This is a genomic window from Paenibacillus jamilae, from assembly GCF_050482105.1.
Classification (GTDB): domain Bacteria; phylum Bacillota; class Bacilli; order Paenibacillales; family Paenibacillaceae; genus Paenibacillus; species Paenibacillus jamilae_B.
The window spans coordinates 589,279-607,959 of record NZ_JBCNHI010000020.1 but is presented as its reverse complement, the minus strand read 5'-3'; the positions used below and the strand labels follow the sequence as shown (position 1 = coordinate 607,959).

Sequence of the window (18,681 nt, the reverse complement as noted above, 5' to 3'; positions counted from 1 at the left end):
AACGACATAGATAGTCCGGAACATGATCCCGCAACAGCTATTCCTGTCGGTGAAGCGAATGAAGTGAGTATAGGGTATTGCCCTTCTTTATTAGTACGCCCGTGCGAACACTACTGTATGCTTGGCTGGTTTGCCACAGCACAAACATGTGGTCTTTTGCTCGGTTGTTTTAAACGGTATGTTACGGCTTGTAGCGCCTGTCACTTCTTTAACTTTGTCTTCACATTCTTCAGATCCGCACCAGCCAGCCAAAGTAAAGCCACGTTTCTCTTCCATGAGAGTCTTCATCTCATCCAATGTATCGACGGAATAGAAGTTTTCTTCCATGAAATTCTTCGCCCGGTCAAACATCTCTTGTTGTACTTGTGCGAGCATCGCGTGCACTTCTTCAACTAAATTGTCCTGTTGTACAATTTTTTTCTCACCGCTAATACGGGATACGAGCACACAAACACCGTTTTCCATATCACGAGGTCCGATTTCCAGACGAACCGGTACACCGCGCATTTCATATTCATTAAATTTCCATCCTGGACTTACATCACTGCGGTCGTCCATTCTAACACGGACACCCGCTTGTTTCAACTCGGCGAACAATTCATCGGCACGAGCAATCACAGCATCACGTTTCTTCGGCGGTCCAATAGGAACCATGATCACCTGTGTAGGTGCTACTTTAGGAGGCAGTGCGAGACCACGGTCATCTCCATGAACCATAATCAATGCACCAATCAAACGTGTACTTGTTCCCCAAGATGTCGTATGTGCAAACTCCAGGTTGTTTTCACGGCTCAAATATTTAATATCAAATGCTACGGCAAAGTTAGTCCCCATATAGTGGGATGTTCCAGCTTGTACCGCACGTCCATCTCTCATCATCGCTTCAAGTGAAAATGTATCCTTCGCACCTGCAAACTTTTCAGAAGGTGTTTTCTGTCCAGTAATAACCGGAATAGCTAGAACTTCCTCGATAACCTCACGATAAACTTCCAGCATTTTCATCGTTTCTTCACGTGCTTCTTCTTCTGTTTCGTGAGCAGTATGACCTTCTTGCCACAGAAATTCACTTGTTCGCAAGAAAGGCAATGTGCGTTTTTCCCAACGCACTACGTTGGCCCATTGGTTAATGAGCACAGGCAGATCACGATAGGATTGAATCCATTTGGAGTACATATGACCGATCATGGTTTCCGAAGTTGGACGGATTGCAAGACGCTCTTCCAGCTTTTCCCCACCAGCCTCAGTCACCCATGGCAGTTCAGGATTAAATCCCTCCACATGCTCTTTTTCTTTTTGGAAAAAGCTTTCTGGGATAAACATTGGAAAATACGCATTGCGGTGTCCCGTTTCTCTGAAACGTACATCCATAGCTTCCTTAATGTGCTCCCAGATCTCAAAACCATCAGGACGAAATACAATACATCCGCGAACCGGCGAGTAATCCATTAGTTCTGCTTTTTTAATAACATCAATATACCATCGGGAAAAATCTTCGCTCTGCGGCGTAATTTCCTCGACAAACTGTTTATCGTTCGACATAGAAATGCATGTCCTCCCATACAGACCATTTTATAATGTCCATCTCTAATTAACCATTAATTAAGCGTAAAATATCGTTATACGTGACCGCAATCATAAGCAGGAATAGCATAGCAAAACCAACAAAATGGACCATTCCTTCCCTGCTCGGATCAACAGGACGTCCTCTTACCGCCTCAACACCAAGGAAAACAAGTCTACTACCATCCAACGCCGGAATAGGCAATAAATTGAATATTCCCAGGTAAAGGCTCATAATCGCAGTCCAATATGTCAACTGCTCAATGCCTTGCTTAGCAATTTGTCCCGTCACTTCAAAAGTACGTACAGGGCCACCCAGGTCATTGATAGAAAAACGTTGGATAAGCTGACTAAACCCTTGGAAAATAATATCTGTTGTTCTCACCATGGATTGTCCGGCAAATTTAAACGTTTCTCCCACACCAGCTTGGCGCTTTGGAAGCTCAGGCACAATCCCCACCTTGCCGCCCTTTTGTCCTTCCATTGCACGTGGTGTAATCATAAGATCAAAAGTTTTATTATCACGGCGAACTGTCCACTTCATTGGTTTGTCTTGAGAATCCGCAATCAGTTTAATCATGTTTTCAACATTCGCCCCAATTGCTACTCCGTTCACCGATTCAATGATATCTCCCTTGTGCAAATCAGCTTCAGCAGCAGGCATACCTGCTGTAATTTCACTAATTTGGACATACGTCGGGTTGTCCACTTGTATGCCCACCATCTGGATATGCAAACCAAACAGAATAAAGGCAAGAATAAAATTCATCAGCGGTCCAGCAAATATAGCCATGGCACGCTGTCCTACTGTTTTACTGCCATACTGTCGATCCTTCGGTGCAATTTGAATAGACTGTCCTTTGGTTACCATCATCGCTTGCGGGTGGACAGTATATTGCTGATCTTCGCCATCCACATCCAATTTTACAGTTAGCGCTTGTTCCAGATCAATATCCAACACTTCACCGCGTACTACATTCTTACGGTTATCCAGTTGGTCCAGATAAATGGTCTTAACAACACCGTCTGTTACACGTACAGCAATCGTTTGTCCGGTTTCAATTTCATTGACCTCCGGATCCTCTCCCGCCATGCGGGCAAATCCGCCGAATGGTAGCAACCGCAACGTAAATCGCGTCTCGTTTCTTTTATAAGAGAACAGTTTCGGACCGAAACCGATCGCAAACTCCCGTACCAGAATCCCGGCGCGTTTGGCAAAATAATAATGCCCCCATTCATGCACCGTCACTATGACGAAAAACATGAGCACCGTCATCAACACTATTTGAATCGTTTCCAATCGTTTCCGTTCCCCTTTCAATGAGATCGAGTTTGTCTTCCTAGATTATCATTATTCTCCGAACCCACACAAGAGAATCACAATTCGTTTCTTGAATCCAATAATTGGCTTACAGTTTCGCAGCTATACTACGAGTCTCGCGGTCACAGGTTTCAATCGCAGACAAATCAGGATCAGCCATATTGATATGCTGTTCTAGCACCTGTTCGATAATCGCTTCAATATGCAAAAAAGAAATTTCTCCACGTAAGAAACGAGCAACAGCAATCTCATTAGCAGCATTAAATGCGGTCGGTGCTGTACCACCCATTTTACCACATTCGAAGGCAAGCCTTAAACAAGGAAAACGATTAAAATCCATTTCCTTAAAGTGGAGTTTACCGACTTCAGCTAGCGACAGAGGTTTCGCTGGAGACTTCATCCGCTCAGGGTAAGTCAATGCATATTGAATGGGTACTCTCATGTCCGGGTTTCCAAGTTGAGCAATGATGCTTGTATCCTGAAACTCGACGTAGGAGTGAATAATGCTTTCTGGATGAAGCAGCACATGAATCTGCTCATAGCTAAGTCCAAACAGCCAATGCGCCTCAATGACCTCCAGCCCTTTGTTTACCATCGTTGCTGAATCAATCGTAATTTTGGCTCCCATTGACCAATTAGGATGCTTAAGTGCATCTTCCACGGTAACTTCACGCAGCTGTTCTCTTGTTAAATCTCGAAAAGAACCGCCTGATGCTGTGAGGGTAATATGTGCTACATCTTTCATACGCTCACCATTCAAGCATTGGAAAATAGCTGAATGCTCACTGTCAATCGGCAGCAACGGCACTCCTTTCGCCCGAGCCCGCGCTGTGACCAGATGACCAGCAGTAACCAGTGTTTCCTTATTGGCCAAACCGATCTGTTTTCCAGCCTCAATCGCAGCCAGCGTGGAGTGCAATCCGACACTGCCCATTACAGCCGTCACAACCATATCCGCCTCTGTGTTCGCAGCCAACTCAACAAGTCCTTCATTGCCCCAGTGTAGTTCGATTCCAGAAGGCAGTAAAGGACGAATTTCATCTGCTAATTGCCGAGTACCAACAGACACCTTTTGGGGATGATAGAGATGCGCTTGCTCAGCAAGTAACTTAATATTGGAGCCACCTGCTAAAGCTTCAACAGCGAACTGATCTGGATGCATAGATACCACATCCAGCGTTTGAGTACCAATAGATCCGGTTGAACCAAGTACCGTAATTCTTTTCATGATGCACCTTCCTATCCTGAAAATCACTTATATCAGGAGCTCATTGTTTGTTTTCCAGGCAGCTATGCAACTGTTCCCATCTTTCTAATAGCGCAGGGTGAACAGCATAATGGTTAATACTGATCATAAATTGTAATCACCAGGCTTATGGAAGCAGCATTAGCATATGTACAAATGGAAAAACGACAATCCAGCTGTCGCAGCGATCTAGTATCCCACCGTGTCCTGGCAGCAGATTACCGGAATCTTTAATGCCATACACTCGCTTGTATGCAGATTGTATCAAATCACCCAGTTGTCCCACAACTGCACATGACAAGCCGATGCCGAAGGCTTTACCCCATGGCAGTAGTCCAGCTGACAATCCAGCAAATACCAGAGCTACAACCAGCGCTAAAACAACACCGCCAATGGACCCTTCGACCGTTTTGTTTGGACTAATCGCAGGCCATAGCTTCGTTCTTCCTACCATTTTACCTACAAAATATGCTCCTGCATCACTTGCCCAAATACAAGACAATAACAGAAATGTCCATAACAGTCCATGCTCCATATGACGTGATTCAGCAATATACGAAAATCCAAATCCTATATATACGGTGCCAAGAAATAGTATAGCTACCGTTTGAATCGGTATTTTATTTTTCGTTCCTACCGTAATCATCATAAACACGATCATTACCAGCCAAAGCAAACTGGCAAAGGGTAACGGTAAGTGTAAACCCAGAGGTTGATACGGGAATACAAATGCTAATATGCTTACGTAGCCAAGCATTGCTGTACCTCCAAAAGGAGATACCTGTGTCATTCGTGCGAACTCATAAAATCCGATTAGGGCCATCACCAATATAAGCAAATGGTAGGCCAAGCCGCCCCACAGGACCATTGCCAAAAAGAATATGCCTGCCAGAATACCGGTAATTAATCTCTGTCTCAACGGCTTTCATCCTCCATTTACTTCAGTCCGCCATACCGTCGCGTTCTCTTCTGATATTCGATCACTGCTTCGTATAAGTGCTCTTTCTTAAACTCAGGCCAATAAATATCAGTAAACCACAACTCACTATAAGCAAGCTGCCAAAGCATAAAATTACTGAGTCTGAGCTCTCCGCTCGTTCGAATCAACAAATCAGGATCTGGCATACCAGTAGAGAGCAACGTGTTGCCGATTAGCTCAGATGTTATATCTTCCGGCTTAAGCTTTCCAGCCTCAATTTGGCGACCCAGTGCTTGCATGCATTCTGTGATCTCCAATCGGCTGCCATAATTTAATGCAAAATTAAGTACAAGTCCAGTATTATTTTCAGTTCGTCGAGTCGCTTCAGTCAGCGCTTCAACGGTATGGGAAGGTAAATGTTCCTTATTCCCCATCATACGCACTTGCACATTTTTTTCAATTAACTCATCCAGTTCAATTGCCAAAAACTCTTGAGGCAGTTTCATCAGAAAATCAACTTCGTCCTTTGGACGCGTCCAATTCTCAGTTGAAAAAGCAAACATAGTTAAGTATTTAATACCCAGTTCATCCGCTGCAATTGCTGTGCGTTTCACTGCCTTCATTCCATTTTGATGCCCTACAATCCGCGGCATTCCAATCCGTTTGGCCCATCTGCCGTTCCCATCCATGATGACAGCAACATGCTGCGGAATATTGTCTTTTGAAATGGCCGGTGTTTGCTGTTTTTGTTCCCCGTTCCACCAAGACCGAACCCGTTTGATCATTCCAGTTCCTCCAGCATTCTCTGAAAATGTGCCTCAGGCTTGAAAAGAGACAAACCCCACCGTAAGGGAGGGGCTGCCAATCTTTTTAAACTTCCATAATTTCTTTTTCTTTTGCAGCTAAAACTTTATCCACTTCAGCGATAAACTTGTCAGTCGTCTTCTGGATATCTTCCTGATGCTTACGAGATTCGTCCTCGGAAATATCACTTTTCTCCATTTTTTTGATATCATCGTTCGCATCACGACGAATATTACGAATAGCGATTTTTGCTTCTTCACCGCTCTTTTTCGTCAGCTTCACCAAGTCAGTTCTGCGCTCTTCCGTTAAAGCAGGAATACTCAGACGAATGGTATTACCGTCATTCGAAGGTGTCAAACCTAAATCGGATTTTTGAATAGCACGCTCGATATCAGCCAAAGAGGATTTGTCCCAAGGCTGAATCATCAAGGTCCGACTGTCAGGTGTATTGATATTCGCCAGCTGATTGACTGGAGTCATTGCACCGTAATATTCAACCTGCACACGGTCCAGCAATGCTGGTGTTGCCCGTCCTGCACGCAAAGATGCAAGATCACGTTGCAATGCCTGGATTGCTTTTTGCATGCGCTCTTCAGCGCTCTTTTTCACCGATTGTGGCATTAATTTACACTCCCTTTGACGATCGTACCAATTTTTTCACCCAGTACGACACGTTTAATGTTACCTTGCTCTGTAATAGCAAAGACAATCAACGGAATATTGTTATCCATGCACAGCGAGGAAGCAGTAGAGTCCATGACACCGAGATTTTTATTAAGTACATCCAAATACGTAAGCTGCTCATATTTTTCAGCTGTGCTATCTTTAAACGGATCGGCGGAGTACACACCATCCACTTTATTTTTAGCCATCAGAATCACTTCAGCTTCGATCTCAGCGGCACGCAAAGCAGCTGTAGTATCAGTCGAGAAGAACGGATTACCCGTGCCTGCAGCAAAAATAACAACTCGACCTTTTTCCAAATGACGGATAGCTCTACGGCGGATATAAGGTTCTGCAATCTGTTGCATCGCGATGGATGTTTGTACACGCGTAGGTACTTCAATTTGCTCCAAAGCATCCTGTAAAGCCAGTGAGTTCATTACGGTTGCAAGCATACCCATGTAGTCTGCCGTTGCCCGGTCAATCCCGTTGGCACTTCCAGCAATACCACGCCAGATATTACCACCTCCGCACACAATAGCAACTTCTACTCCCAGTTCCACTACGTCCTTGACTTGCTGAGCAATCGACGCAATTGTGTCCGCATCAATACCATAACCGTTAGGACCTGACAGCGACTCCCCACTAACTTTCAGAACAACACGCTTAAACACAGGTTTTTCCAAATGATCACCCTCCAATTTCATATATTCTTTATGTAACAGGATAGGTGTCCTGTTGCAAGAAAAGGAACACTGATGTGTTCCATTTCTGTTTTTTCGTATGCAATTACCGATCGTTGGTAATTATTGTTTCACTTGAGACATAACTTCTTCGTAGAAGTTGTCTTCTTTTTTCTCAAGACCTTCACCCAGTTCGAAACGAACAAAGCGACGTACGGAGATGTTTTCACCAATCGTACTGATTTTCTCGTTAATCAGCGTGGAGATTGTTTTGTCTGGATCTTTAATGAAAGATTGCTCCAGCAAGCAGAACTCTTCGTAGAATTTACCGATGCGGCCTTCAACCATTTTCTCAACGATTTTTTCTGGTTTGCCTTCGTTCAAAGCTTGTGCTTTCAGGATTTCTTTTTCTTTTTCAATCTCTTCCTGTGGCACTTCTTCGCGACGAACATAACGAGGGTTCGATGCAGCGATATGCATTGCAATGTCACGAACAAATTCTTTGAACTGGTCAGTTTTCGCTACGAAGTCTGTTTCGCAGTTTACTTCTACCAGTACGCCGATACGGCCGCCAGCATGGATATAGGATTCAACAACGCCTTCAGTAGCAATACGACCTGCTTTGTTGGCTGCAGCTGCAAGTCCTTTTTCACGCAGAACTTCAACCGCTTTTGTCAAATCACCATTTGCTTCTTCAAGCGCTTTTTTGCAATCCAGCATTCCTGCGCCTGTTTTTTCACGAAGCTCTTTTACTGCGCTAGCATTAACTGCCATATTATTTCCCTCCAAATTTGATATTCAGTGATATATATGAGCTTTATTCCTTAAAAAAAGGGTAGTGAGAGGTTTACCACCTACCAACCACCCTTTTCATTTAATTCGTATAGATATTTCCAATCGGAAATATTATGCTGTAGTTTCTTCGCCTTGGTTCGCTTCCATAACTGCATCAGCCATTTTACCTGTAAGCAATTTAACAGCGCGGATTGCGTCGTCATTACCTGGGATAACATAGTCGATTTCGTCTGGATCGCAGTTTGTATCAACGATACCTACGATTGGGATACCCAATTTGCGAGCTTCAGCAACCGCGATACGCTCTTTGCGTGGATCAATGATGAACAGAGCACTTGGAAGGCCCTTCATGTTTTTGATACCGCCCAAGAATTTTTCAAGACGATCTTTTTCTTTGCGAAGAATAATAACTTCTTTTTTAGGAAGTACAGCAAATGTACCATCTTCTTCCCAAGCTTCCAATTGTTTCAAACGATCAATACGTTTTTGAATAGTTTGGAAGTTAGTCAGTGTACCACCCAACCAACGTTGGTTGATGTAGAATTGACCAGCGCGTGCTGCTTCTTCTTTAACAGAATCTTGCGCTTGTTTCTTCGTGCCTACGAACAGAATTGTACCATTCTCAGCTGCAATGCTTTTTACGAAGTTGTAAGCTTCCTCAACCTTTTTCACTGTCTTTTGCAAGTCAATGATGTAAATACCGTTTCTTTCAGTGAAGATATAACGATCCATTTTCGGGTTCCAGCGACGTGTTTGGTGACCAAAGTGAACCCCAGCTTCCAAAAGCTGTTTCATGGAGATTACTGCCATCTTCACGCACCTCCTAAGTTTGGTTTTTTTTGTGTGTCCTCCGCCGACATCATTTTTTATAAAGACTTTCTATTTTGAAAGCACCCTTTATAAAATTAACCGACGTGCGTTTTTAACACCGTCAATTAATATACCATAACACTTGCAGCGTTGCAACCAGCTTTTCGACAATAGTTGGATTGAGGGAGATTCTTAGTTTTTACTCCTCATCTAACTTGTTATAGAAACATAAAGCCGTCCTCTTCCCGATTAGGTCAGTTGGACGGCTTCTTTGTAATTTTAGTAATAATAGAGCTAAAATCCTCACCTTTAGCAAACTGATAGGTGCCTGTACGAATTTTAGTATTGATTTTTTGAGCCTTTGCTGCCGCCTCAAAAGCGCTAGCATCCGATACGACTCCTGCCCGCTCCAATCCTGATGCCACACTTCTCAAGTTGCTGCCTGATGCAATGCTATATTGCACTTGTGGGCTGACAGGCTGTTCAGGAATATTAGGACTAGTTGTAGTGCCAGCTTTTTGTGTTTGCGGCTTGTTCGGACTTTGTGGTGCAGACGTGCTAGTCGATGGCTTCGTCGCAGCCGAGGATATACTGTTTGCAGGCACCTTTGGTGTTGATGGCGTTTGAGCTGGTTTTGCCTGTTGAGGTGCAGCGGGAGTCTTGTTGCCTTCCTTGATCAGCTTATTACGCCATTCCTCTTCTGTCATTTTCGGATCAGAACTGTCACTGATCTGAAGGTTTAACTCGGCTGCCGCCTTTTCTAGTTGCTCTCGCGTCATGTTTTTCGGATCTACCGAAGATTGCTGCGACTGCCCTTGACCAATTATTGCCAATTGCAACAGCAATGCCCCCATTATAAGACCAGTACCCATGCCTAACATAAATGAACGGTTTTTGATCACGTCACATCCTCCCGTTCCGCAAGTTGTAATATGAGCTGTACTTCGCCCCGCTGGATGCCTGATTGCTTGGCTATGTAATCCACTGACTTGCCTTGCTCATGCATCGCGAACAACTCTTGATAACGATCTCGGATGGACTCTGGTTGCTGCTCAGTTTGAGGCTCTTGCAGTGCCGTCTGCTCCTCCAAAGTTACGAAAGAAGCTTCTGAATCTGGGACTGGTATAGAGACGGTAGCAAGCATTGCCTGACGCTCAAGCTCCACAATACGATTTCGAAGCTCAGCTACTTGCTCTTGCAATGCTGTCTGCTTAACTGCGTGTTCCTGCTTCATTCCAGATACGAGCTCTATCAGCTCGTCATTGTCGTTTTCAATATCGGCCATATATTGCTCCAATGTAGCCTCAACCTTTTGAACGACGGCCTCTTCTGTTCCCCGACTTGGCTGGCGCTTAGGCAGAAGCCAAGCGTAGACAACAGCTGCGGCGCCCAGCAGAACAATATAAATCCATGGTTGATCCACTGCCCATCGTCTCCTTTAATAACGCTTCTCCACCCTTGGATCAGAGCGAAAAATCAATATGATGTCCCTTATACGGATGCTCTGCCGGATGCTCCTTAGGCAACTCAGTCTCATCTGAGCGGGAGCGGTTCTGTTGGGAAGAATCTCTGCTCTGCTCACCTGTCTGCCTCTCACCGACGAATGTTTCCGCAGATTGATCTATGGCACTGCTTCGCTGACGCATGTTTTCTGTCTCCAGCGCAGTTTTTTGTCCAAGTAATGCCTGATCATTCATCGGCCGCTGCTGAGACTCACTATGGTATTTCCCTGCTTCACTGGTGCGAGGTACAGCAATTTGCAATTCAACAGCCTTCAAGCTCATTGGACCACACCCTTTCCGATTGGGCATCCGTATTAGACTACCGAGGAATATGATAAATTGAATGATAATCAGTGTATTGAATTACACATAGGAGGACATGCTAATATCTCCCTCATGATAATAAAACGCCATTCTTTCCACAGAATCTTTAATAAATTTTGTATATCTGCCGATAACTATCTTAGAGCCACCGTAAATCACATTTTTTACTTCTACCCGGGCGCGGCTCGTATCTTCTAATGTCCGTTCTATTTCAAGCATTCTGGATTTGGTTTCCAGTAATTCCTGTTCATTAGATTTTTTAGTTGATGTCAGCTTGATTCGCATAGCCATTCTGTCAGGTGCAAGCTGCCCGGCAGCCGCTAGCTGATCCAATATCGTTAGAGCCTTGTTCGTTTTATCCTGGCTGTCAGTCTGCTGCTTTAACCGTGCGCGGAGTTCTGTCAGCTCGTCACGCAGTTCGGGAAGCACACCCACTTCGATATTGGTAGCTGTGGACATCGTATTACCGACGGTACGAGCCACCACTTTTTTACCAGCTTGTACACTGCCACCTACGATGAGCCCTTTTGTCCCTTCACAGATTACATTATTACTCGCTTTGATTTGGGAATGCATGATGCTTTGGGATACAAGTATATCGCCCCCCGCAATCACGTTACCATCTTGTATAAACGAGCATTTCACATTTTGTGCAGCTTTCACGAATCCTTTATGGTATCCGATAATACCTCCGCTGATTTCCACTGAACCATCCGCTTCAATCTCAGCACCTTCTACACCGCCGATGACACGAATGTCGCCAGCCGCCCGAACGCGAAACCCTGTCAAGACATTCCCACGAATGACGACGGTTCCAACAAAATCAATGTTGCCGACGCTGTAATCGACGTCTCCGTTCACTTCATACACAGGGAACACATTAAGCTTGCCCTTTTCAGTTGTAGTCACTAAGCCATCAATAGCTGCATACATCGCAACGCCTTCTGGATGAATCACTACATTTTTTCCAACTTTAAAACGCGCCTCTTTACCTGGAAGAAAAGGAATTTCCTCTCCAGTTACAGCAATCCCCGGTACACCTGGCAGAGGATCCACCCGTTCGGCAATCAGTTGTCCACGTTTTACATTTTTTAAACGAGTTAATTCTTTATAATCCACCCGTCCATCTACAGTTTCAAGTGGCTTATGGGCATCTTCACCGGTCACAATCTCGGCCAGATTAATTTTTCCATCTGTACCATGAATCGGCTGTTTCCCCTGAGCTATTAGTAATTTCCCAAAGAAATGATCTTCGGGATTTGCTGCAAACACGCGAATTGCATCGGTAATTACACCGTACGTTATTTTTTGGTTGCTTAGAAAACGTTCTAATTCTTCCACAGAACAGGCAAAGCCTTCTTCACGTTTGGCAAACTCCAAGTAGGCGGATTGTTTGTCAGGTGAGACAACCACTTTTAAAAACTGATCCAAAGCATACTGCTTCTCCACATGGGTGCTCCTTCCGTCTAACTGTTACTGTAACCTCCCGTATGTTAATCTTTACGCATTAGCAAATCCCGTTGTTTATCCAGTGTCGCTCTCAGACGTAATATTGCTTTGGAATGCAACTGAGAAATTCGCGAAGGAGAAAGTGACATGACCTCAGCAATTTCGCTGAGTGACAGATCCTCGTAATACAATAAAGAAACAACGATACGCTCTTTTTCAGTCAATTTATCAATACCTTGTGCCAAGGCATCGCGAAGCGTGAATTCATTGACCTTATGATCCGGATTTTTCGCCTTTTCGTCCACCAAGAGGGAAAGCCGTGTTTCCGACTCTTCTTCGCGGATCGGGTCCTCCAGTGAGACAATCGACATCACAGCGACCTCCTGGATCATACTTTGAAACTCTTTTTCAGAGACGTCCAAATAATGACTCATCTCTTCGTCGCTCACTGTGCGTAAATATCTTTGTTCTAAATGCTGGTAGGCGTCTTCGATTTTTTTTGCCTTTTCCCTAACTGAACGAGGAACCCAATCTCCTTGTCGAAGACCATCCAAAATCGCTCCGCGAACACGCCAAGAAGCATAAGTCTCAAACTGCAAACCACGCTCATAATCAAATTTCTCTAAAGCATCAATTAAACCCATGACGCCGTTGCTCGCCAAATCATCCTTGGATACATTTTTAGGCAAGCCTACTGCAAGACGGCCCGACACATACTCCACAATATGGAGATACTTTTCAATTAACTGCTTCTTTGCTTCCTTGTCACCGTGTTCTTTCCATTGCTCCCACAGCTCGGAATGGTTCAAATGAGCGGCTTTTCGCTCGTTCATCGGCTTCACCCTCCTTATTTGTCTGTCAGGTGACGAACGGCCTTGGCCAATTCTTCAGGGTCCTTGTTGGAAACCAGCTTGGGCGGGTTTAAAGGTGCGAAACCATTATTCCCCTCGTCCGTCTGCTCCGGTTTCGGTTTTAGCAATTCGTTCAGGTTTTCATTTTCGTCTGGTGTCGTCAGGTCCAGATTCCCCCCCACGCCGTCTACCTGAGAGCTTGCCCTATTCTGGGCATTCCCTAGATCTGGCCGCGCCACCACACCAAGTGTCCAGCGCAGCACAAATGCAAGTAGGAACCAAAAAACGAAGGCGATTAAGCCACGAATTAAGCTCGTGGTCAGCAGATTGCTGCCAACGGACAACACAAAAGTCAGAATAAATCCGACTACTCCAGACCAAAGATTAATGCGTAAGCTACCAAATAACATGTTTATAATTCCTTTACACCTTTTTGTACGCTTCGAATATTCAAAACGCCAGTTTCAGAGTCCAACTCAATTGTTCGTCCATAATTGCCACCCGTATCTTCCGCAATTAAAGGAATGCCCAAATCTACGAGCATTTCCTTGCACGACTCCACATTGCGTGGGCCAATCCGCATGGTGTCTCCACTACCGGCAAAGGCAAACATTTGCGCTCCTCCTGCCATTTTGGCAATCAGTCTGCGCCGTTCAGCACCCTGTTTTAACATTCGTTCCAATAACTCTGGCAGTGCTGTATCCGCATATTTGGCAATATTTAGCTGCCCTTCACGCGCAATATCCGAGGACGGTAACATCACATGTGCCATGCCTGCCAGTTTCAAATGAGGATCATAGAGGGTCAATCCGACGCAGGAGCCAAGTCCTGTCGTGCGAATCGAGTTCGGGTTGCTGGTAACATTTAAATCTGCCATGCCGACTTTAATGATGCTTTTATCCTCAATCATCGTTCATCGGGACTCCTAACGACTTAAAGATTTTCCCGAACGATTCTGGATCAGGAATCAGGAAAAATTGACCCTCAATCTGATTCTGCCCTTCCAGAAATGATGTGTCAATCAATAAAGCAGCATCCCCCATCTGTCCAAACTGCAGCAGTCCGTAGCTGAGAATGGCTCCTGCCATATCCAGTGCCAGCGCAGGGACTGTTGGGTACATGGACAGACGTGTGAAATCCGCCAGCGAAGAAAGATAAGAGCCTGCTAAAATATTACCGATCTCCGACAGAGCTGAATGCTCCATTTCGTTAAAGCTATCCTCGTCATCTGAAGGAATATTCGCCAAACGGGATAGTAAGCTTTTCGCCGCCTGGGGTTGCAATATGAAGAATAGATTACCAGGTGCTTCCCCTTCTACCCTAAAAAATATTGCAACAACAAGTTGTTCATTTCCGCCGACTTTGTCCGCAATTTCCTCAAAGGGCAGCATTTGCACTTTGGGCACACCCATATCGACTGGTTTATTGAGAAGCCGGGAGAGCGCTGTAGCAGCGTTCCCCGAGCCAATGTTGCCGACTTCTTTCAATACATCCAACTTGAAGTCTTCAAGATTTTCCAAATTCTCCATAAATTAATCCTCTAAGCCTTCCAGTTGGTTCATTTCGCTACGGTTCAAAACTTCGGACAAGTTCAGCATAATCAACAGACGTTCTTCACCAATTTTAGCAACTCCACGCAGGTACTTAGCCTTAACTCCGCCAATCACTTCCGGTGGTGTCTCAATGTTGTCAGTATTCAGGTCAATAACGTCATTCGCTGAGTCAACGATAAAGCCAACTTGCATCTCGCCAACAGCAACAATAATGATACGGGTTTGATCCGTATATTCAGCCTCAGGCAATCCAAACCGACCACGAAGATCAATAACCGGAATAACCACGCCTCTCATGTTGAATACGCCTTTAACAAAATCATAGGTTCTCGGAACTCGAGTAATCGGCACCATGCGTTCAATAGATTGGACTTTTTCTACTTCAACACCGTATTCCTCTTCACCAAGCTTAAATACGATAACTTTAATTTCTTCTCCCATGTCTAAAAACCCTCCTTATTGATGTCAGCAATTTCACATTTCTTTCATTTTTAATGAAGACATTATTTAATGAAAACATTCGGGTCAATGATCAAAGCAACCTGACCGTCACCCAGAATCGTGGCGCCTGAAATTCCTTGGATGTTTGGAAGATACTTGCCCAGGTTTTTAAGGACAATTTCACTTTGTCCCAAGAAGTCCTGTACGGAAAGAGCTGCCAGACGGTCTCCCTTACGGATGACCACGACCTCTGTCTCTTCCTCTTCATCTTCGTTGAAGTCCGGAACCTCAAACAGCTGACTCAAGGAGATAAGCGGGATGTGAGAATCGCGGAAAGCAATCATTTTATTACCATGCACAGAACGGATTTGCTTACGTTTGACGATTGCAGTTTCCACAATGGAAGACAAAGGAATCGCATATTTTTCAGAACCGATCTGTATCATCATAGCTGCAATTATGGATAGGGTCAGCGGCAATTGTACAGAGAAATTAGTGCCCTGGCCCAATGTCGAGTGAACTGTAACATTACCACCCAAAGCGGTAATTTTGGATTTAACAACGTCCAGACCTACACCGCGTCCTGAAACGTCTGAAATGACTGCCGCTGTACTAAAGCCCGGAGCAAACAATACCTGATAAGCTTCCTCGTCAGTCATCGAAGCTGCTTGTTCTGCTGTCAAAACTCCTTTGGAAATAGCACTGTTTAGTACCTTCTCACGGTTAATCCCGTTCCCATCATCTTCAATCTCGATGAATACGTTATTGCCGCTATGGAAAGCACGCAGGTGAACTGTTCCAGTCTCTGGTTTGCCAGCTGCAATTCGGTCGGCTACCGACTCGATGCCATGATCCACGGAGTTACGAAGCAAATGCACCAGGGGATCGCCAATTTCGTCGATAACCGTCCGATCCATTTCAGTCTCTGCTCCAGTAATAATCAATTCCAGCTTTTTATCCAGCGACTTGGCCAAATCGCGAACCATACGCGGAAAACGGTTGAAAACAGTATCTACAGGTACCATCCGCAATTTTAGAACAACATTTTGCAAATCACTGCTCACACGACTCATATGCTCAACCGTTTCTGTCAGTGCTGGATTGGAAGCCTCACTGGCTAACTGTTCCAACCGCACACGGTCAATGAGCAACTCGCTGAATAAATTCATAAGTACATCCAGACGTTCAATATCTACGCGAATAGTACGGTTATGCGTAGGAGCAGCCGCCTTGGCTGCTGGCGCTTTGCCTGCTGCTGGCTTGGCGACAGATGCCGTAGCTGGAGACTGCGGTTGGGATGGAACGGGCGGTTGCACGGCAACAGGTGCCTCCTGTACCGCTGCTGTCTCAGCGAGTCCGGCAGTAACTTCGCTCATTTGTTTAAGCGATTCCTGATCAAGTTGTACCACTGAGACCGTATCAATTTCAGAGATACCCGTGATTTCCTTTTCCAGCTCTCCAACTTCTTTCTGCGTTATGTAATATAACGAGAAGCTTTGTTCAAATTTTTCCTGCTCGATATCCTGTACGGACGGGTAGGCCTTGACGATTTCACCAGAGTTTTCCAGCGCGTTGAATACCATAAAGGCACGTGCTGCCTTCAGCTGGCTCTCTGAACTGATGGTTACCTGTATATAGTGAACTCGATGCCCTTCCGAAATGGATTGCTCCAATACAGAATACTGGAACTGGTCCAAAACAAGTCCAGCACTATCGTTTGAACCCGCTTTTTTTGTAGAAGGAGCTTCCTCAGTGGCCGCATTTGTGCCGGACTTTAGGAAATCCCCACTCACGATGGATTGCAGTGAAGATACAATAGAGGAGACATCCGCTTTTCCATCGCCTCCCTCTGTAATGTGCTGCACCATGGACTCCAGAGCATCCAATCCTTTAAATAAGGTATCGAATATAAATTCATGCATCGCCAGCTTGTTGTTACGTACCAGATCAAGAACATTTTCCATTTGGTGAGTGAGCGATGCCAGGTCTTCAAACCCCATTGTAGCAGCCATTCCCTTGAGGGTATGAGCAGAACGGAAAATCACCTGAACGATGCCTAGATCGGTCGGGTTGCTTTCCAGTTGAAGCATATTTTCGTTAAGTGATTGCAGATGATCATTCGACTCATCAATAAACATGTTTAAATATTGGTTCATGTCCATTGTGAGACACCTCCTCCATGAGTTACACTCCGATTATTTCACAACTTGTACAAGCTTAGGGGCGATCTCCTGCATTGGCAGAAGGTGGCGCACACATTTTAATTCAACTGCTGAGCGCGGCATTCCGTACACTACACAAGTCTCCTCATTTTCAGCAAATGTGGATTGAACCCCAGCATCATAAAGCTTTTTCATCATTTTAGCCCCGTCGCTTCCCATTCCAGTCAGCAATACTAGATGTCTTTCCAGTGAGGTTAACGAGAGCAGCGATTCGAACATCGTATCTACGGAAGGACGGTGACCATTGCGAGCCTCTTCCATCTTCAGTGACACAGTGTATTTACCACCGGCTCCAGGCACAATTCTTAGCTGATATCCCCCTGGAGCGATATAGGCTGTTCCCGTCTCCAGCATCATCCCCTGCTCAGCCTCTACAACTCGTAGTGGACTTAACGTATTCAAACGTTGTGCTAGCGAACGAGTGAAGTTTGGCGGCATGTGCTGAACAATAACGATCGGAGCTGGAAAATCTCCAGGAATGCGCTCCAGCAGCGTCTTAAGCGCCCGCGGTCCGCCTGTAGAACATCCGACCGCCACCAGTTTTCTAAAGCTGGACGTGTGCACACCTTTTTTAAGTGACAATTCCTTTGGCGCGGCTGGAGCTGTAGGCGCCGTTACTGGAGGCGTTGCAGCCGCAGGCGTGGAAGAAGCTGATGAAGTTACTGTCTTCCGTGTCTCCGGCTTGACCAGCCCTGCTTTCTCCTTACCCTGTAGTGATTTGCTAGCGGCTGGATCAGAACCTTTCAGTTGCCCCGGCGTTCTTCCCGTACCCATGGACAGGTCTTCCTTCTTCTGCGCATGAGGTGCCTGCGCTGGTTTCCTCGGCTGAACAACTGGCTGATCTATCCGAGCACCCGTACTAGATGTACCAGACACCTGTCGTTTAGTTTCCTGCTTGGCAGCTGTAGGGACGACATTCCCAGCATCTCGCTTTGGCTGAGCCGATGCAGCAGGTGGAGGAGCAAGCGGAACAGCAGTAGGCTTGTCTGTCGAAGCTTGACTTCCAGATCGTCTCTCACTCAGAGCCTGTCCAGGCGGCTGTTCCATTGGCGTCTTTTTCGCTTGTTCCATTGCAGCTTTCCGCTCATTAGCTTCCTTGCGCTCCAAGCGGCTACGCACTGCCTGCATAGCAGTATGCATCTGTTCAAGCAACGCCTTGCTCACCTGCTCAATATCTTGTGCATGAGCAATGGAAGGCTTTCTTATAAAATCGAAAGCCCCTGCCTCCAAAGCCATGATGGTCTCCCTCATGCCTTGTTCATTAATGCCTGACAACATAATGACAGGTAGCGGATGGGCTGCCATAATCAGTGGCAACGCTTCAAGACCATTCATTTCAGGCATTTCGACATCCATGGTGACCAAATCAGGCTGCAATTCTTTCACTTTCTCTACAGCCTCTCTGCCATTAGCGGCTGTACCTACGATGTTGAACGACTCATCCCTTACAATTAGATCTGTAATAATTTTGCGCATAAAGGCCGAATCATCTACAACCAGCACCCGGTAAGCACACATGTTTAACACCCCTGTTTCCT

The 18,681-nt window shown here is 45.4% G+C and carries 20 protein-coding genes; all 20 read right to left on the bottom strand.

All coding sequences use genetic code 11. The features are described from left to right. Positions 1-90: 90 nt before the first annotated feature. Positions 91-1,539: a proline--tRNA ligase gene (proS, locus tag ABEW32_RS21770; RefSeq protein WP_430191673.1), complete on the bottom strand. Its 1,449-nt coding sequence runs from the start codon at positions 1,537-1,539 to the stop codon at positions 91-93. A gap of 49 nt (positions 1,540-1,588) precedes the next feature. Beyond that, a complete protein-coding gene (gene rseP / locus ABEW32_RS21765) occupies positions 1,589-2,860 on the bottom strand; it encodes an RIP metalloprotease RseP (RefSeq protein WP_430191671.1) in 1,272 nt (423 codons plus the stop codon). A gap of 109 nt (positions 2,861-2,969) precedes the next feature. Continuing rightward, a complete protein-coding gene (locus tag ABEW32_RS21760; protein ID WP_430191669.1) occupies positions 2,970-4,109 on the bottom strand; it encodes a 1-deoxy-D-xylulose-5-phosphate reductoisomerase in 1,140 nt (379 codons plus the stop codon). Positions 4,110-4,254: 145 nt separating this feature from the next. Beyond that, positions 4,255-5,046, bottom strand: a complete 792-nt coding sequence (locus ABEW32_RS21755) for a phosphatidate cytidylyltransferase (protein ID WP_430191667.1) — start codon at positions 5,044-5,046, stop codon at positions 4,255-4,257. A gap of 17 nt (positions 5,047-5,063) precedes the next feature. After that, positions 5,064-5,831: an undecaprenyl pyrophosphate synthase gene (gene uppS / locus ABEW32_RS21750; RefSeq protein ID WP_430191665.1), complete on the bottom strand. Its 768-nt coding sequence runs from the start codon at positions 5,829-5,831 to the stop codon at positions 5,064-5,066. An 85-nt stretch (positions 5,832-5,916) separates the two neighbouring features. Further along, the gene (frr, locus tag ABEW32_RS21745; RefSeq protein ID WP_014599669.1) at positions 5,917-6,471 is read right to left on the bottom strand and encodes a ribosome recycling factor; all 555 of its coding nucleotides are present in this window, start codon (positions 6,469-6,471) and stop codon (positions 5,917-5,919) included. Next, positions 6,471-7,199: a UMP kinase gene (gene pyrH / locus ABEW32_RS21740; RefSeq protein ID WP_063208903.1), complete on the bottom strand. Its 729-nt coding sequence runs from the start codon at positions 7,197-7,199 to the stop codon at positions 6,471-6,473. Before pyrH ends, frr begins: the two co-directional genes overlap by 1 nt. 120 nt (positions 7,200-7,319) lie before the next feature. Continuing rightward, entirely contained in the window at positions 7,320-7,970 is a 651-nt protein-coding gene (gene tsf / locus ABEW32_RS21735) for a translation elongation factor Ts (protein ID WP_430191663.1), read from the bottom strand. A gap of 132 nt (positions 7,971-8,102) precedes the next feature. Continuing rightward, on the bottom strand, positions 8,103-8,801 hold the full coding sequence (rpsB, locus tag ABEW32_RS21730; protein WP_013309916.1) for a 30S ribosomal protein S2: 699 nt from the start codon (positions 8,799-8,801) through the stop codon (positions 8,103-8,105). 254 nt (positions 8,802-9,055) lie between these two features. Beyond that, positions 9,056-9,703, bottom strand: coding sequence for an endolytic transglycosylase MltG (locus ABEW32_RS21725; protein ID WP_430191661.1), 648 nt, complete (start codon positions 9,701-9,703; stop codon positions 9,056-9,058). Next, entirely contained in the window at positions 9,700-10,224 is a 525-nt protein-coding gene (locus ABEW32_RS21720) for a DUF6115 domain-containing protein (RefSeq protein WP_430191659.1), read from the bottom strand. The genes ABEW32_RS21725 and ABEW32_RS21720 overlap by 4 nt, the downstream gene beginning before the upstream one ends. A 40-nt stretch (positions 10,225-10,264) precedes the next feature. Beyond that, positions 10,265-10,585 carry a hypothetical protein gene (locus tag ABEW32_RS21715; RefSeq protein ID WP_430191657.1) on the bottom strand — a complete coding sequence of 107 codons (321 nt, stop codon included), beginning with the start codon at positions 10,583-10,585 and terminating at the stop codon, positions 10,265-10,267. 81 nt (positions 10,586-10,666) lie between these two features. Then, on the bottom strand, positions 10,667-12,076 hold the full coding sequence (locus ABEW32_RS21710; RefSeq protein ID WP_430191655.1) for a flagellar assembly protein A: 1,410 nt from the start codon (positions 12,074-12,076) through the stop codon (positions 10,667-10,669). A 44-nt stretch (positions 12,077-12,120) separates the two neighbouring features. Next, on the bottom strand, positions 12,121-12,909 hold the full coding sequence (locus ABEW32_RS21705) for a FliA/WhiG family RNA polymerase sigma factor (RefSeq protein WP_016820968.1): 789 nt from the start codon (positions 12,907-12,909) through the stop codon (positions 12,121-12,123). Positions 12,910-12,923: 14 nt separating this feature from the next. Next, positions 12,924-13,337 (bottom strand): hypothetical protein, encoded by a 414-nt coding sequence (locus ABEW32_RS21700; RefSeq protein WP_322156808.1) that lies wholly within the window; start codon positions 13,335-13,337, stop codon positions 12,924-12,926. A 2-nt stretch (positions 13,338-13,339) separates the two neighbouring features. Continuing rightward, positions 13,340-13,837 carry a chemotaxis protein CheD gene (locus tag ABEW32_RS21695; protein ID WP_430191653.1) on the bottom strand — a complete coding sequence of 166 codons (498 nt, stop codon included), beginning with the start codon at positions 13,835-13,837 and terminating at the stop codon, positions 13,340-13,342. Further along, complete coding sequence (locus ABEW32_RS21690) at positions 13,830-14,456, bottom strand: chemotaxis protein CheC (RefSeq protein WP_430191651.1); 627 nt, start codon at positions 14,454-14,456, stop codon at positions 13,830-13,832. Before ABEW32_RS21690 ends, ABEW32_RS21695 begins: the two co-directional genes overlap by 8 nt. A gap of 3 nt (positions 14,457-14,459) precedes the next feature. Further along, positions 14,460-14,921, bottom strand: a complete 462-nt coding sequence (locus tag ABEW32_RS21685; protein WP_007430046.1) for a chemotaxis protein CheW — start codon at positions 14,919-14,921, stop codon at positions 14,460-14,462. A 62-nt stretch (positions 14,922-14,983) separates the two neighbouring features. After that, positions 14,984-17,083: a chemotaxis protein CheW gene (locus tag ABEW32_RS21680; protein WP_430191649.1), complete on the bottom strand. Its 2,100-nt coding sequence runs from the start codon at positions 17,081-17,083 to the stop codon at positions 14,984-14,986. 33 nt (positions 17,084-17,116) lie between these two features. After that, on the bottom strand, positions 17,117-18,661 hold the full coding sequence (locus tag ABEW32_RS21675; protein ID WP_430191647.1) for a chemotaxis protein CheB: 1,545 nt from the start codon (positions 18,659-18,661) through the stop codon (positions 17,117-17,119). Positions 18,662-18,681 lie beyond the last annotated feature (20 nt).